This window comes from Fibrobacter sp. HC4 (assembly GCF_023373925.1).
Lineage (GTDB): Bacteria > Fibrobacterota > Fibrobacteria > Fibrobacterales > Fibrobacteraceae > Fibrobacter.
In genome coordinates, this window is record NZ_JALCZV010000004.1 from 79,654 (window position 1) to 95,644 (window position 15,991).

Annotated in this window: 6 protein-coding genes; 1 reads left to right on the forward strand and 5 read right to left on the reverse strand. The window is 50.6% G+C overall.

The features are described 5' to 3' along the window. Positions 1–17 precede the first annotated feature (17 nt). On the reverse strand, positions 18–1,862 hold the full coding sequence (locus tag MMG03_RS03850) for a cellulase family glycosylhydrolase (RefSeq protein WP_073285056.1): 1,845 nt from the start codon (positions 1,860–1,862) through the stop codon (positions 18–20). 273 nt (positions 1,863–2,135) lie between these two features. Here MMG03_RS03850 and MMG03_RS03855 point away from each other — a divergent pair, with 273 nt between their 5' ends. Beyond that, positions 2,136–3,641, forward strand: coding sequence for a PHB depolymerase family esterase (locus tag MMG03_RS03855; RefSeq protein ID WP_249505650.1), 1,506 nt, complete (start codon positions 2,136–2,138; stop codon positions 3,639–3,641). 98 nt (positions 3,642–3,739) lie between these two features. Here the strand turns inward: MMG03_RS03855 and MMG03_RS03860 are convergent, their stop codons facing one another. The 4 genes from MMG03_RS03860 to MMG03_RS03875 all read right to left on the reverse strand — a co-directional run bounded on the left by MMG03_RS03860 (position 3,740) and on the right by MMG03_RS03875 (position 15,893). Next, positions 3,740–6,739: a glycosyl hydrolase family 95 catalytic domain-containing protein gene (locus MMG03_RS03860; RefSeq protein ID WP_249505651.1), complete on the reverse strand. Its 3,000-nt coding sequence runs from the start codon at positions 6,737–6,739 to the stop codon at positions 3,740–3,742. Between the two features lie 173 nt (positions 6,740–6,912). Further along, positions 6,913–10,812, reverse strand: a complete 3,900-nt coding sequence (locus MMG03_RS03865; protein ID WP_112132013.1) for a glycoside hydrolase family 2 TIM barrel-domain containing protein — start codon at positions 10,810–10,812, stop codon at positions 6,913–6,915. Positions 10,813–10,992: 180 nt separating this feature from the next. Then, positions 10,993–13,152: a carbohydrate-binding protein gene (locus MMG03_RS03870; protein ID WP_073161115.1), complete on the reverse strand. Its 2,160-nt coding sequence runs from the start codon at positions 13,150–13,152 to the stop codon at positions 10,993–10,995. Positions 13,153–13,277: 125 nt separating this feature from the next. Then, positions 13,278–15,893, reverse strand: coding sequence for a carbohydrate-binding protein (locus MMG03_RS03875; protein WP_249505652.1), 2,616 nt, complete (start codon positions 15,891–15,893; stop codon positions 13,278–13,280). Positions 15,894–15,991: the final 98 nt, after the last annotated feature.

The window sequence follows — 15,991 nt, forward strand, 5'->3', positions numbered from 1 at the left end:
ACAGAGGGTAGGACCAGCTACCTGGTAATACGAACCGTTCGGGAAACGTTAGACTTTACTGCACGAACGTGGAAAATGCCGTTCGCCTTGATAGTCTTGCTGTTCTTTACGATAGACACGGCCTCACCGATGGAGTAGGCGCTGAGGCGGCCAACGAAAACGCCCTGCATGTCGAATACATCGTAATCGGCACGGACCTTTTTCATCGCCGGTCTAGCAAGCACGGCATCGACGCCATCCGCCTTGAAATTGAAGTAGTCGATGTTCACGTAGTCGCCGGTAATTTCCAGCTTGAACACATGCTTGCCTGCAGAAACCTTGCCGATTTTCACAGCGACGTCAACGTAGTTACTCCAGTCGCCCTCGCCGGTCTGTTCCATCTTCACTTCATCACCGACTTTCTTGTCGTCGATGTAGAGCTGGAAAGCGGAGGTGGCGTTACCGGAAGAAGCGTTTACAACCACTTCATAGTCGCCTTCAGCAAAGTCCAGGGTGTATTCCAGGTATTCACCGGCCTGGGTCATGCCAAGAACAACGCCGGTACCTTCGTCGTAAAGGTCTACAGAGGGGGCGTCATTGCTACGGTAGGTGGACTTGCCTGCGTTTTCGGAAGACTTGTCTGAGTAGGAAGCGTTGCTTGCGCCAGTCTCCGGATCCTTGCCCTTGCCGGAAATGTCGAAGTCTTCCACTTCCACCTTGCCAGGCACGGTCATGGCAACTTCATGGAACGGCTGCTGGGCCACGGGGTCCACAGGCACTCCGCCACCCATTCCGGTGGTGTTCTGGCCCTTGTCCAGATTTGCGGCAAAGTATTCCTTGAGCCACTTCATGGATGCACGATCCGATCCGTCGGAATTCATGATACCAGTATTCTGACGCCAGGTAGAACCATTGATGTAACCCCAGATGGTAATGCCGGCAATCCATTCGGTTTCCCACAGGAAAGGAATCTGGTTTGCAATAATGTTTTTCTGTTTGTTATCATCAGCCTCACCGATGTCATATTCGGTGATGAACAGAGGAATCTTAACACCATTGTAAACTTCAGTCAGGACATTCTTGAAGCTTTCTGCATCGGGGAAGTCGCCGGCATCGTGAGCCTGCTGACCATAGGCATCTACAGGAGCACCATTCTTAAGAATGGTCTGCACCAGTTCAATACCTTCATCCTTCTGCCAATGCAAGGTGTTGTAGTCATTGTAAATCAGAACAGCCTTGGGCCAACGTTCACGGGCCATCTTGAAGGCCGTTGTAATGAAGTTATACTGATGCTTGCCATTGACAACATCATCACCACCAAGAGCTTCGATAATATAGGAGCCACCGCAAGCAGCATCGTCGGTGCTGACGCCTTCGGCGCCCGTAGCAGGGAGCTTATAGCCGGAATGATAATTGTTACCAGACCAAATAGCTTCGTTCACCACATCGATATATTCCAGATCAGGGAACTTGGCTGCAACAGCATCGAACCATTCAGTGATGTACTGCTTGGTCTTTTCTACGGTGATGCTGGAGTTCTTGGCCTTGCAAAGGAAGCTGGGATACTGGGAACCCCAAACCAGGGCATGGAACTTGAAGAAACGTTCACCCGGTTTTTCCTTGGCCCAATTATAGGCTCCTTCACACTTGTCGTAGTTATCCCACGCAAACTGACTTTTCCCTTGTGCGTCAAGAGAATGGATAGAGCCCCACTTACAGCCGTTTTCAGCCGTAATCTGATTCCAGTAGGTACCCATATCACTGCGAATTTCGCCTTTAGTGGTGATATTGCCAAGAAACTTGGCACCGCCATCGGCAAGGGCTGCATGGGAAATGGTAGCTGCCGCAAGGCCAGCAATTGCAATAGTGATGTACTTTTTCATAAACCAAATCCTTTTCTTTTTTCTATTAAACTACCTAGTCCTGACGTAAAAACACATTCAAAAAAAATAGGCAGCGTGGACGAATAGTCCACATTTAAGCGAAAAAAAAACATTTCGGGAACTTTTACACCAAAAACCTGTTGTTAAAACATACAACGAATTCACCCGACTCCCCCATAATGTTGTTGCTTTTTACTATTCCACATCGTATTATTGTATACTGGGAGAGAAAGTTCCTTTTTTTGGGGAGATCTCCCTTATCAAGGAGTAGCTATGCATATCCATAAGATGGATTTAGGCAGTGTAGCCCGAAAGGGCGCACTGGGTTTGTTTTTTAGCTCTCTGGCAAGCATGGCCTTTGCCTGGAGCATTTCCGGCACAGTTTCCAACGAAGCTGGCGCACCCCTGGAAGGCGTTTCCATTTCTTCGTTCAATTACGCAGACGTTAGCGGAACAACAGACGCCCAGGGAAACTTCGCCCTTAGCAACGAAGGCACCGGTATCGCCGACTTCGGTTTGAACGCCGCAAAGTTCGACGTTCAGTATCAGGGTTCCATTTTGAACATCAACAACAGGACCGGCGAAGCTTTCAAGGTTTCCTTGATGGATGCCCTGGGCAAGGTCATGTTCCAGCAGGATTTTGACGCACAGAACTCCAGCATGCAGCTGGACCTGAGAAAGACTTCCCACCAGAAGATGATGATCCTGAGGGTTTCTGCCGCAGGCAGCAGCAGCAGCTATACCCTTTCCAAGGATGGCGCACGCAAGGTACTGAAGAAGGAAGGGGATCCCCTGGCAGGCTTCCAGTTCGCAAAGGAAGGCTACGACAGAGCGTCTTACACCATGTCCGCCGAAGTAGAAACCAACGTTTCTATCGTCCTGAAGGTAGCTGGTTCGAACCCGACGTCTTCTACCAGCATCATCACACCGATAACCAGTTCCAATTCCAACGTCAGCAGCTCCAGCGAACCGGAAGTGATCAGTTGCGACGGCAAGACTTACCAGGCTGGTAACCACAATATGGACGTCATGGTGGACGGCAAGAAGCGTACATTCATCATGCACGTTCCCGATAGCTATAAGGGTTCCGCCCCCGTGCCCCTGGTTGTTGACTACCACCCGGTTATGGGTTCTGGCCAGGGCCAGCTCAACGGCACCACTTACAAGTCCTTGACTGATAAGGAAGGTGTCATTTCTCTGTACCCCGATGGAACCAAGTCCGCCGACGCAAGCAAGATGGGTCCGGGTTGGAACGTGGGCCCCTGCTGCTCTGACGACGACGACGTAAAGTTCTCCCGCGAAATGATCAAGGCTGTCAAGGAAAAGGTCTGCATCGACAACAAGCGCATTTACGCAACCGGCTTCTCTATGGGCGGCGGCATGTCTAACCATGTGGCTTGCTTCATGTCTGACGTTTACGCCGCTGTGGCTCCTGCCGGCATGGACTTGAACACCACCAACAGCGCCATCTGCAAACCGGATCGCCCCATTTCTATTATCATGTTCCGCGGCACCAACGATAACGTCTGTCGTTATACTGGTGGCGATAGCGGATTCAATGACGGTCTGAACTTCCTGGGCGCAGAAAAGAACTTCAAGTTCTGGGCAGAAAAGAACGGATGCGTAGGCGTTCCCACTACCAACTCCGACGGCTGCCAGGAATACTCCAGCTGCAATGCAGGCACCAAGGTGGTTCTCTGCACCAAGCAGGGCGGTGGTCACGAACAGGGCGACGGCAAGATCGGTTGGCCGTTCCTGAAGCAGTTCACCATGCCGTAATTAAATTACGTTCCATTTAAAAGGCAAAAAAATCCCCGCGGAACTGAACTGCGGGGATTTTTTTTGATGATTTTTTTGACCGCCGCGGGTTCCGCGGATTAGTAGGCGGAAAGTCGGAGAGTCTTCTGACGGGTTCCGCTACGGATGATGGCGACGTAATTGCCCTGGGGCAAATTATGGGCCGCACCGAATTCCACCAGGTTGGAGGAACCGCCAAGGCCGCGGGAGATTCCCACCTGACGGCCATCCACATCCAGGAGGCGCACGGTGTAGCTTTCGCCAGCAGGGGCCTTTACCATGAGAGCAATAGAGGCGTTGGACATAGGCACGCGGGACACTTCCAGGGAGTTGAAGCGCTGGGAGGCAACGGTGCCGATAGCGGTGGGATCGCCTTCCAGGGAGAACTTATCCACGTTCATGAGGAAGCCTTCGCCGTTGTAGGTAAAGCGCAAAGTCTGTTCGCCGGCAGGGAGTTCGATAGAAGTGGATTCTTCGTACCAATCATTCCACCCGCTAGTCTTTGCAGGATCAACGGTAATAACACCCAGCTTCTTGCCAGCCTCGTCGGTCACCGTAATGGTGCTTTCGTCTTCGGAACCGGAAGCCACGCGGACCTTCAAAGTGTAGGGTCCAGCAACAGGGGCCTTGACGAAGTATTCGGACCAGTCGCCGTCTTCGATCCAGCCGATATTGGGTTCGCCGGATTCATCGGGTTCAATAACCACACCGTCCATAGCCACGTAATCTTCCGCTTCGATGGTCGCGGGAATGGCCACGGCTTCGAAAGGTTCGTTGGTCAGTTTCAAGTTACCGTCGAATTCGTACTTGCCGCCCGCCATGGTGGTGGTGCTGGCGATATTGCCGTTATATTCGATGGTCAGATTATCCTTGTTGGTGGAGCTAAGGCCAAGATAAGTCAACTTGCCGTTATTCCAGGCCAGGGAATCCACAGTGATTCCGCCGCGGGCCTTGAGACCTGCGATGCTGCCGCTAGACCACTTGGAAGGAAGTGCGGGCAGAACGCGGATCTTGCCGCCCTGACTCTGGATGAACATTTCGTTAATGCCGGAAACGGCACCGAAGTTACCATCAATCTGGAAAGGCGGATGTGCGTCAAAAAGGTTATTGTAGGTACGGTCCGGTGTAAGGAGGTTGCGGACCAGCTTGTAGGCATGATCGCCATCCTGCAAACGAGCCCACAAGTTAATCTTCCAGGCCAGAGACCAGCCGGTGGCATTGTCGCCGCGCTGGGTCAAAGTAGTCTTTGCAGCTTCCGCTTCTTCCTTGGTGCCGTCTACAGAAATCTGGGCACTGGGGAAAAGGCCGTAAAGGTGAGAAACATGGCGGTGATCGCTCTTAGGATCATCCCAATCTTCAAACCATTCCATAAGCTGGCCATACTTACCGATCTGATTAGGCGGAAGCTTCTTCACGGCCGCTTCAAAATCGGCGCGAAGATCTGCGTCAACGCCCAAAATCTTGGAAGCTTCGATGGCATTGTTGAAGGCATCACGGGCGATCTGAATATCCATGGTAGGGCCAAAGCAGACATTGTAACCACCGTGTGTATTTTCGGGAGAATCGCTAGGTGCGGTTACCAGATACTTATGGCCACTCTTCGGTTCTTCAACCATAGTGGTGAGGTAGAATTCTGCGGCGCCCTTCATAGTTTCGTAGGCGTCCTTCAGGAACTGCTTATCACCGGTATAGAGGTAATGTTCCCACAGGTGGGTGCTAAGCCAGCCTGCGCCAGAAGGCCATACGCCCCAGGAACCATCTACGGGACCGGTACGGTTCCAGAGGTCAGTATTATGATGGACAACCCAGCCGCGGTCCGTTCCCCAGATTTCCTTGGCGCTCTTGGAGCCCTGAGTGACGAGAGCCTTGATTTTGTCGAACAGAGGTACACCGCATTCCTGAAGGTTGGCGGATTCAACCATCCAGTAGTTCATTTCAAGGTTGATGTTGGTGGTGTACTTGGAACCCCACATAGGAGAAGTATCCTTGTTCCAGATGCCCTGAAGGTTTGCGGGCTGGCCGCCCTTACGGGAGCTGGAAATCATGAGGTAACGACCAAACTGGTAGTAAAGTTCCACAAAGGAAGGGTCATCGGTAGTGTTGAAAGCCTTGACGCGGCTGGTAGTAATATCACCTGCGTTAGAAGCGGCAGCGCCCAAGTTCAGACGCACACGATTGTACAATTCCTGATAGTCCTTAAGATGAGCGGAACGCAGCTGATCGTAGGTCTTGGCGCTAGCAGCCTTGATGGTGGCCTCGGCGCGGGCAGCGGGGTCTGCGGTCACATTATCGAAAGAAACGAAATTCGTACCCGTATTCAAAATGATGGTTGCGGAATTTGCACCGGAAACGTTGACGGTTCCATTGCCTGCAGAAACGGTACCGCCATCAGTCTGCACCACAAAGCGGGTCTGGAACTTGATGGAGTTGACGGTCGCATCCATGGTGAGGGTGTTGGAGCCCACATTCTTCACACTATTATTTTTGTGAGGCGTAGTTAGACCTGCACTAAAACCAACCCTACCCTTTTCGCTTGCGGTCAGGCGGACCACAATCACATTGTCGGGATAGCTGGCAAAATATTCACGGGTGTACTTTACGCCGCCTGCCGTATAGGTAGTCTTTGCCGTTGCGGTTTCAAGATCCAGTTCACGACGATAGTCAGAAGCGGTGTGGCCAGTATTGATCACCAAGTCACCAACAGGCTGGAATGCAGCAATGTCATAGGTGGCAAAACTGCCAGTTACATCTTCAGCAGTCTTGTAGTCGCCAGAGAAAAGGGCGTTACGGATCTGACCCAGTTTGCTTGCAGAGCCACTCTTATTGTTGCTGCCGGGACCGCTATTCCATACGGTACCTTCATTCAGTCCGATGATATCCTTGCCGGCTCCGCCATAGACCATGCCGCCCATGTAGCCGTTACCAATGGGGAGCGCATCGGTGAACACATCGCCGGCATCACGGTTGTACCAAAGAACGTGAGAGGTTTCGGGCGCAGCATTTGCAGATGCCACGAACATCGGTGAGGAAAGAGCTGCAAGACTCAAACCCAAACCAAACAACAAATTTTTAGAAAACATATGGACCTCTTTCCCTTTAATTTTTCTCTGTAAAAATATTCCTGTATGACGCATTTTACCCACGTCATTTACAAAGTCTCATGGATAGATTGTCAAAGCCCATTAACAACAAAAAGCACTTCGAAATTTCTCTCGAAGTGCTATGGGTGTGGCGTATACAGATTCCGCTAATTTTATTTCGTAATCTTGATCAACTGCTTTACGTTACCATCCGCACTGCGAATAATGTAGGCTCCGGGTTGCATGCCGCGAACCTGCAATTCCTCACGGACCTGGTTCAAGTCAGCCGCATTCACCTTCGTCAACATTCTGCCCTTGGCACTGAACACGTAGAAGTCCTGGGATTCTGCCACGTCCAACTTCAGCGGGTTGCGAATGGGCAGGCCTTCTTCAGTCGTATCAAAGCGGATCCAGTCAATGTTTGCGTAGGCGCCAGTAATTTCAACCTTGATCACATGCTTACCTGCGGATACCTTGCCAATCTTTCCATCGATAGTTCCGTAAGTATCCCAGTCATTGCCCTTGGGGACCTTGACCGTATCCGTTACAGCCTTACCGTCAACGTACAGCTTGAAGCCACTTCCTTCAAGGCCGCTAGCCACGTTAGCACGGAACAGATAATCATCTGCAGTCTTCACGTCTACGGTAAATTCCAGCCATTCGCCAGGCTGAGTATAGCCCACGGCATAACCAGTGCAGTTCGAGCCCTTCGCATCGCAACCGACACCAACAATATCCACTCCATCTTCGCGATAGAGGCCGCCTTCGTTTTCCATATCCACATCATGGAAGCTCAGGTCTTCACCACCCTTGTCGTAATTTTCCATCTGGATGGTGCAGGGGAAGACATGTTCAACGAATGCTTCCTGCTGAACCTCTCCGTACTCGATAGTCGGATACTTGGCGTTAATCACCTTGCTGGTTTCCAAGTTGGGGAAACCAACATTTGCCAACACGGTAGGATCTTCCATAAGACCGCGAACCGGAGAAATGCGGAACTTATGCTTGTAGGTATTCTTGGCACCAATCATGTAGGAACTGAGCGGCTTTGCGCCCCAGCTATTTGTGCCACCGAGGCCCATCTGCTGAAGGTCAACGCGGAGAGTGATTTCCTTATCGCGCTTAAGATCCCAGGGCAGCTTTACATCGGTCAGCTGTTCCGGAGTGTAATGCAAAGCATTGAATTCCATGCGGGGAGAACCCACAACCATAAGGCCCTTGCCCTGAGCGTTGGTGAGCATCATCCATTTTACATCGCTACGCTGACCGGTTTCGCCCACTTCCATGTAAGGCACAAAGAAATCGTCTACATTTGCAGAATAGATGCCGGCATAACTACCTTCACGACGGCCAACATAGTTTTCGCTGGGGCCGCGACCATACCACTGGACCTTTTCAAATCCACCCGGAATGGTGAAGAGGGTACCTACGTTAGGAATATCGGGCTGGGCGGCATCGGGAGTAAGGGTGTAGTCCACCAGGATATCGCCGCTACCGTAAATGGTGTAGCTCAAGGTCATGGTAGAATAGCCGGCGGAAATTCCCAGGTTAAAGTCAACGCGAGTTTCATTTTCGTCGACCTTGGTCACCTTGGAGCTGTTCACCTTGCGGGAGCTACCGGCCTTGCGCCAGACACCGCTAACCTTTTCCATATTGTAGCCCTTGTCGTTATCGGTAGGTGCACGCCAGAAGTTAGGCACACCACCTTGCCGAATCAATTCCAGGCCATTCAACTTGTAATTTTCAATGGTTGCATTTTCCATATTGATGGTAACGGAAAAATCGCTGCCATCAATGGTTGTCTTGCCAGAACCTTCGGAAACTTTCTGCTTGGGCAGGCTAGAGTAATCCACCTGGGGAATATCACCCTGACCCAGCTGAACGGCAAACTGTTCATGAGCAATGCTGAAACCCGCATCAGCCCAGTCTTCCTTATTCTTCAACTGGAAATCAATATCCAGCATATATTCGGAACCGGCCTTCAATTCAGGCTTCTTGAAATTGATGGTCACTTCCTTCTTGGCCAAGGGAGCCACATCCAAGTCAGAGCCAGAAAGTTTACCGGTAGCGATTTCCTTGCCGTCTTCCTTCAAGGTCCAGACAGCGTTGGCGTAATCCTTCAGGTTCACGAAGTCAAAGCGGTTCTCGATTTCTACAAGTCCCTTTTCCAGAGTCTTGGCGTGAACCACTACGTTACGGTACTGGTGCTTGACTTCCCACATTTCAGGCTGCAGACTACGATCCGGGAAAACCAGGCCGTTGGCGCAGAAGTTGTCATCGTTAGGTTCATCACCCCAGAGACCGCCAAAGTTAAAGTACTTGGTTCCGTTGCGACGGAGGCCCTGGTCGATAAAGTCCCAGATGAATCCGCCGAATACGCGGGGATTATCATAGAAGGCCTTCACGTATTCCTTCAGTTCGCCTACGGAGTTACCCATGGCATGTTCGTATTCGCAAAGCATCCAGGGCTTGTTATTGTTATTGTAGGTGGCTGCAGTCCAGTCACTGCAATACATACAGCTATTCACGTCGGCGTGGTCGTTGTCGCCTTCGTAATGAACCGGGCGAGAAGCGTCAGCCTGATGGGCATATTCCTGCATGGTGCCGAAAACGTTACCCCAGCCGGCTTCGTTACCCAGGGACCAGATCAAGATAGAAGGATGGTTCTTGTCGCGCTGGATCATGGAGCTGATACGTTCCACGGAAGCGGCACGCCAGTTGTCATCGCTCTTGGGAACCTTATCGTTGGCACCATGAGTTTCCAGGTTAGTTTCGTCAATGACGTAGATGCCGTACTTGTCGCAAAGATCGTACATACGGGGGTCATTGGGATAATGAGACATACGGAGAGCATTGATATTGAACTGTTTCATCAGGAAGACATCCCTTTCCATCAGTTCATAGCTCATGGTATGACCATAATCCGGATCGATTTCGTGACGGTCCACACCGCGCAAGATCACCGGAGAATTATTCACATAGAAACGGGTAATGCCGTTGCCATCCTTCTTAAGTTCCACCTTGCGGAAACCGATGCGGTTACTTTCCACCTGCACGGTCTTGCCAGAACCATCCTTAAGGGTCAACACAAAGGTATACAGGTTGGGAGTTTCAGAAGCCCACTTTTTGACAGAAGTAATGGTCTTGCTGAAGGAAACCTTTTCTTCTTTACCGGCGGCAACAGAAACAGTAGCCTTGTCGGTAGCCACAGCGGTACCGGCGGCATTATACACGCCCATTTCCAAAGTGTAGGAACCGGATGCAGAACCGCTAGTATTTCTTACCCAGACGCTTGCATCCAGGGTACCATCGCTGTAATTGCTAGCCAGGGACGCATTGACCTGGAAATCCTGAATGTGAGTCTTGGGAGTAGCATAGATATAGACATCGCGATGAATACCGGCCAGACGGATAAAGTCCTGGTCTTCCATCCAGGAGCCATCACACCAGCGGAACACCTGCACAGAAATATTGTTGGTACCGCTACGAAGTTTGTCTGTAATATCAAATTCGTGATCGGTGAAGGAGTTTTCGCTATAGCCCACGTACTTACCGTTCACCCAGACATAGTAGGCGGATTCCACGCCTTCGAAATGGAGACGGATACGCTTGCCGTCCCAAGCCTTGGGCACGGTAAAGTCACGACGGTAATGTCCAACGGGATTGAACTTGGTGGGAGCTTCGGGAGGGCTGATCCAGTCGTTCTTGCTCCAGGGATAAATTACATTACTGTAAATGGGATGATCGTAACCATACATCTGCCAGTTACCAGGAACCGGGATATCGTCCCACTTGGAAACATCGTAGGTATCGCCGTAGAATTCGTTGTTACGCTGAGCAGGTGCATTCACATGAAAGAACTTCCACGTGCCAGACAAGGTCTGATACCATTCAGAAGCACGACGGTCCATTTTCAGAGCTTCTTCCAAAGTGCTGTAAGGCATGGAAGTCACATGGGGTGTAAGAGTATTTACTCCGAACACCGTGGGCTTGCCATTCCATTCATTGTTAGGCTGAGCCATAACCGCTGCGGCAGAAGCCAATGCAGCACACAAAACCAATCCTTTTTTCATAAGGTCCTCGCTTTATTACCAACCAATAAAAAAATACCCCTTTTAAAGAGGTAGCGAAATATCTGTTGTGAAAATCTCATTGACAGATTGTCCAAAAGCGTCCATTATGGACAAAAAAAAAGTCCCAGTCCGAAGACTGAGACTTTCCCCAAAACTCCCTTTCGGAGTATCAAAAGATTTTTACTTCACCTGAACTTTCTGCATGGCATTAACGCCTACGCCACGGAGCAGGTATACACCGCGAACAAATCCTGCAGACTTCATTTCCTGCGAAATGGAAACAGCCTCGGTTGCAGACAATTCCACATTGCCAATCAGTTTGCCGTTCATGCTAAACACTTCATAAGAAGCCGGCTGAATTTTGACGAACTGAACACGAGATCCAATAGAGACTTCCTCATCATTAGATTCATTACCTATGGGAGAGCTGTCTTCAGCATCCTTGCCAGATTCAAAGTTGAAGTAGTCCACATCGAACCAGTCGCCGGTAGCGGTAAAGCGAAGAATATGCTTACCCGCAGTCAGCTTCACATTGGCCTTTGCCTTGGCGTATTCGCTGTAACTTCCTTCTTCCTTGGCGGCGGGAACTTCTACGTCAGAGGTAATATCTTCACCATCAATAGAAAGCTTGAAGGTAGAGCCACCTGCAGATGCCACCGCAGCATACATGGTGTAATCACCATCCTTGGCCACATCCACGGTGTATTCCAGCCATTCGCCTTCCTGGATAAAGCCGATAGCGATACGGCCATCCTTCTTCTTGTAAATATCAACGCCAGTGCCATCACGGTAGTCGGAACATTCAGAAAGATCGTCTCCGGAGCAAGCATGGTTTTCAGCATCCTTGTCCATGTAGGAACTGTTACCGCGACCCACACCCGGCTTGTCGAAATTCTCGGCCTGGATCTTACCGGGAATTGCGAATGCAGCCCCCAGATACGGTTCCTGAGGAACAGCGGTTGCAGAAGTTTCAAAGTACCAGTAGTCAAACTTGAAGTTGCCCGACTTAAATACGAAATACAAGTCTCCAATGCCTTCGGCACCGGTCACTTTAAAGGAGTTTTCCTGCCAATCGGTGCTTGCAGGAACCTCGATGGTAGACATCAGCGGGCCAGTTGCAGAACCGGAGTGAAGTTCAATCACACCAGAGCCACCCTTGGTGCAGACCACAATATCATCGGCACCCATGCTCATGTCCACAGAACGGACCTTAGTCCAGGAACCCGCATTCATATTGGTAAGGTAAACAGTCTTACCTTCGGTTTCAACATTCTTGATAATGGTATAACCACCGCTCTTATCTAGATTGATGCCTTCCATCCAAGCCTTGGTTTCGGCCTGTACCTTTTCGTACGGGTCCAGATTCTTGATAGGAGTCTTGACGCCTTCATCCGTCATGTGAATGGTAGGAATGGTACCATCAGCACCCCAGGTGAATTCCTCCACTGCAGAAGTACGGGAATAGCCACCTGCACCAGGAACACGGCGCTGATTATGATAGAAGAAGAAGCTACGGCCCTGGAAATCCACAATGCCGGAATGAACTGTAAATGCGGCACCCGATTCGCCGCTAGGCATAATAGTGCCCTTATACTGCCAGCCGCTAGTGGGCTTGTCACTCCAGGAATAGTCAATAGATTCAGGAACACCGCTTGCAGCGTAAATCATGTAATACTTGTTGCCGCGCTTATGGATCCACGGACCTTCGGTATACTTGCCGTTAAAGCTAGACATGTCGGTAAGTTTCACGTCGGTGGCACATTCGATCATGTTTTCCTTAAGAGGGCAATAATAAAGCTTGGGGTTACCCCAGTACAGATAAGCCTGGCCATCGTCATCAATCCATACAGTCGGATCAATGTAGTCCCAGTTGGGGCCAGCCAAGTGCTTACCATTCAAGGCATCCTTAAAGGGACCTTCCTTGGTGTCGGAAACAGCCACGTTAATGGCGCGGCCACCACGGGTTGATTCCACTGTAACGTAGTAGTAATACTTGTACTTGCCGCTGGCATCCTTACGACGGATTACCTGGGCAGCCCAGTCGCCATTCTTCTTGGCGCTGCCGTTAAAATCACCAGCTTCCAGAATCAGCGTACCCATATCGGTCCAGTTCACCATATCGGTGGTGCAGGAAACACGCCAGCCGTGCATGGTAAAGAAGGAACCACCTTCGTCGTTACCGGAATAGGAGCAAAGGGTATCGCCAAACACAACCGGAGCCGGGTCCGGGGAATAGTACGTCTGGATAATCGGATTATCAGCCATGGCAGAGGGCACGAGACCCAAGCCAAACAGGCCGAATGCGGCCGGAGCAATCCACTTCTTGAAACTCTTTTTCATACAATACCATACCCTTTTATGTTTTTTTATAAAAATATCTTTAGGAACCGCTAACCGACCAACAGAAAGAAGAAATCCCATTGACAAGTTGTCAATGGGATAACAATGTTTCATTCCTTAAAAAACTACTTCACTTTCATGCGGAAGGCGGATCCGTTGGGAGCCTTCACCATGTAGATGCCGGCATCATGAATCATGGCACGGGCGGCATTCTGAGCTTCGCGGGCGGAATTTGCATTCACGTAGCCCATGAGGCGGCCCTGAGCGGTATACACCTTGTAGGCACCAACGCTGTTCAAATCCAAGCTGATTCCGTAATTCACCGACTTGATACCCATGGCGTTCAGTTCTTCTTCGGTCAGAGCGAACTTGATCCAGTCCAGGTTGCCGTATGTACCGGTAATGGCCACACGGAGCACATGTTCACCCTTAGTCAGTTTCGCCGTCTTACCATCGATGGTATCGTAGGTCACCCAGTCTTCGCCCTGGGGGATCGCAATGGTATCGGTAATGGCCTTGCCATCCATGAACAGGCGGAAACTTGCCACATCCAGGCCGCTAGCCACATTGGCACGGAACAGGTATTCGCCATCCTCAGCCACGTTCACGGTGTATTCCAGCCATTCGCCAGGATTGGTGTAACCAATGGCATAGCCCTTGCAATCTTCGGTATTCAAGGTGTCGGAGCAGCCATAGCCCACAACGTCTACGCCATCTTCGCGGTATACGTTACCTTCGTTGATGAAATCCTTGTCGCTGAAGGAAACGCTCTGACCGCCTTCATCGTAGTTTTCGAGCTGGATTACGCCCGGGATAGCTGCGGCCACGCCACCGAAAGGAGCCTGGGGCACCGTATTGGAGAAATCGGGCAGCGGAATTTCCGTGATTTCCTTGATGTACTTGAAATCCTTTTCGATACCGGCATTGTCTGCAGTATTCTGGTTCCAGTAATCACCAGTCTGGTTAATTGTATTGGTTCCTGCCTGGTTCTGGCCTACACCACCCTGGGCATTCTTGAACACGTTTTCCTTGATGGTAAAGCCGCTGGTACCTTCATCCAGGTAGATGGGCACATTCCAGTAGTCAGCCCACTTGGAAGTGGTGTTATCGTGAATATAGTTGTACTGGATTTCACCACCAACACCCTGGTTAGACAAAGTGTAAATCGGACCTGCGTCGCAAAGCAGACGAGCAATATGGTGAATCTCGTTCCAGTTAATATGGTTATTGGTCATGGCCGTTTCTTTCTTGGTCCAGCCGAAACCAACGGAAATGCCGGAGTAGTTCGTATAGGAAATTTCGTTATGGACAATTTCTACAAAGCGGGGGTAACCAGCGCCAATACCAACAGCACCCTGATGTTCCGTAGTCACGTTATTGACCAAGTTGTTCTTGATGGTATCGCGGGTGCTGATTTCTTCCTTATCGGTAGGATTGTAGGCTTCGTGAATTTCGGTGAGGGAGTCCTGGGCAAACTTACCGATCATGATACCAGCAGCGCCAATATCGAAGAAGGCGTTGCCCTGGATCATATCGTCATTGGTACCGCTAACAAAATCAAGTGCCGTTGCGGCAATCTGGGAGAAAACGTTTCCCTGGACCTTGAAATGATGGGCATTTTCTACGCGGAATGCGGCATCCGGACGCCACAGCAGGAACTTATTGCTGTTCAAATTTTCCCAGTTTCCGCGACCCGGGTCAGCCAAGACATCGATATTGAAGTTTGCGGCCTGCAGATCCAGGAAGCCTTCATCGCTGGGGCGCAGGTAATTGGAATGGCCGAAGTACAGGCCTTCGAATGCCATGTAGCCCACCTTGTTCTTGGTATCCTTACCCAGAACGTTAAACAGGGTATTGACACGGGGAGCCACAACAACTGCAGAGCCCATATTTTCGCCTTCGCGGGCCTTGTAGTAAAGCACATGTTCCTTTTCGTCCAGGAACCATTCACCCGGGGCGTCAATAAAATCGTAGGAGTTTTCGAGATAGAAAGCCTGCTGCTTGGGCGGATTGCTCATGAAAGCGGTGCCCAGCATAGGGTAGGCGCGGTGGAAGAGGCGGGTACGTTCCGGATCCTTGGGAATCAACTTGGAAGTACCACCGTTATTCTGAATCTTTTCCAGACGGAGGATATTTTCGGACCAGGCAATCATCAAGTGGATTTCCACATTGTCCGCATCCTTGATCATCTTTACATCGTCGGTAGAAACATCAAAAGCGCGGCCAGCGGAGTCCACCTTGGTCAGGCGCCTAAAATCATGGTCCATGTCGTTGACCATGTTGGGGTAGCAAGCGCGAACGGCCTTCTTGTTGTTCACATACAGCTGGCGGAAACGGCCATCTACGTTTTCGGCCTTCCAGATGTTATTCTTTTCGTCATGGATAGTCCAGCCGGTAATGGGCATACCACCGGTAATCAGGGGCTTTTCGCCATCGGCAGCCTTATAACGGACGTAATAGCCGTTCTGACCGCCATCAGCCTCGGTAAAGTTCACGGTGTTGGTCAGCTGGTAGGTACCTTCCCGGAGAATGACCTCGATATCGCCGGTCATGGAGCCGTTGATAGCACGAACCGCCTTCTGGGCAGCCGTAATCGTCTTAAAAGGGGCGTCCTTGGTACCCTTCGCGGCATCACTGCCATCGGGAGCCACATAAAAGGTAGCCTGAGTCGCAGCCTGAGCCAGGCCAAAGATAGATGCGCAAGCCAGAACTGCGCCACCAAAAACATGCTTAAAAGCCATACTTCCTCGCTTTTTCCGTTACCACACGGATATACCAACCACATCCTAAAAGATATTTCTATGCAGGGCAAAAAGAATTGCCCCTACAAAACATCCCA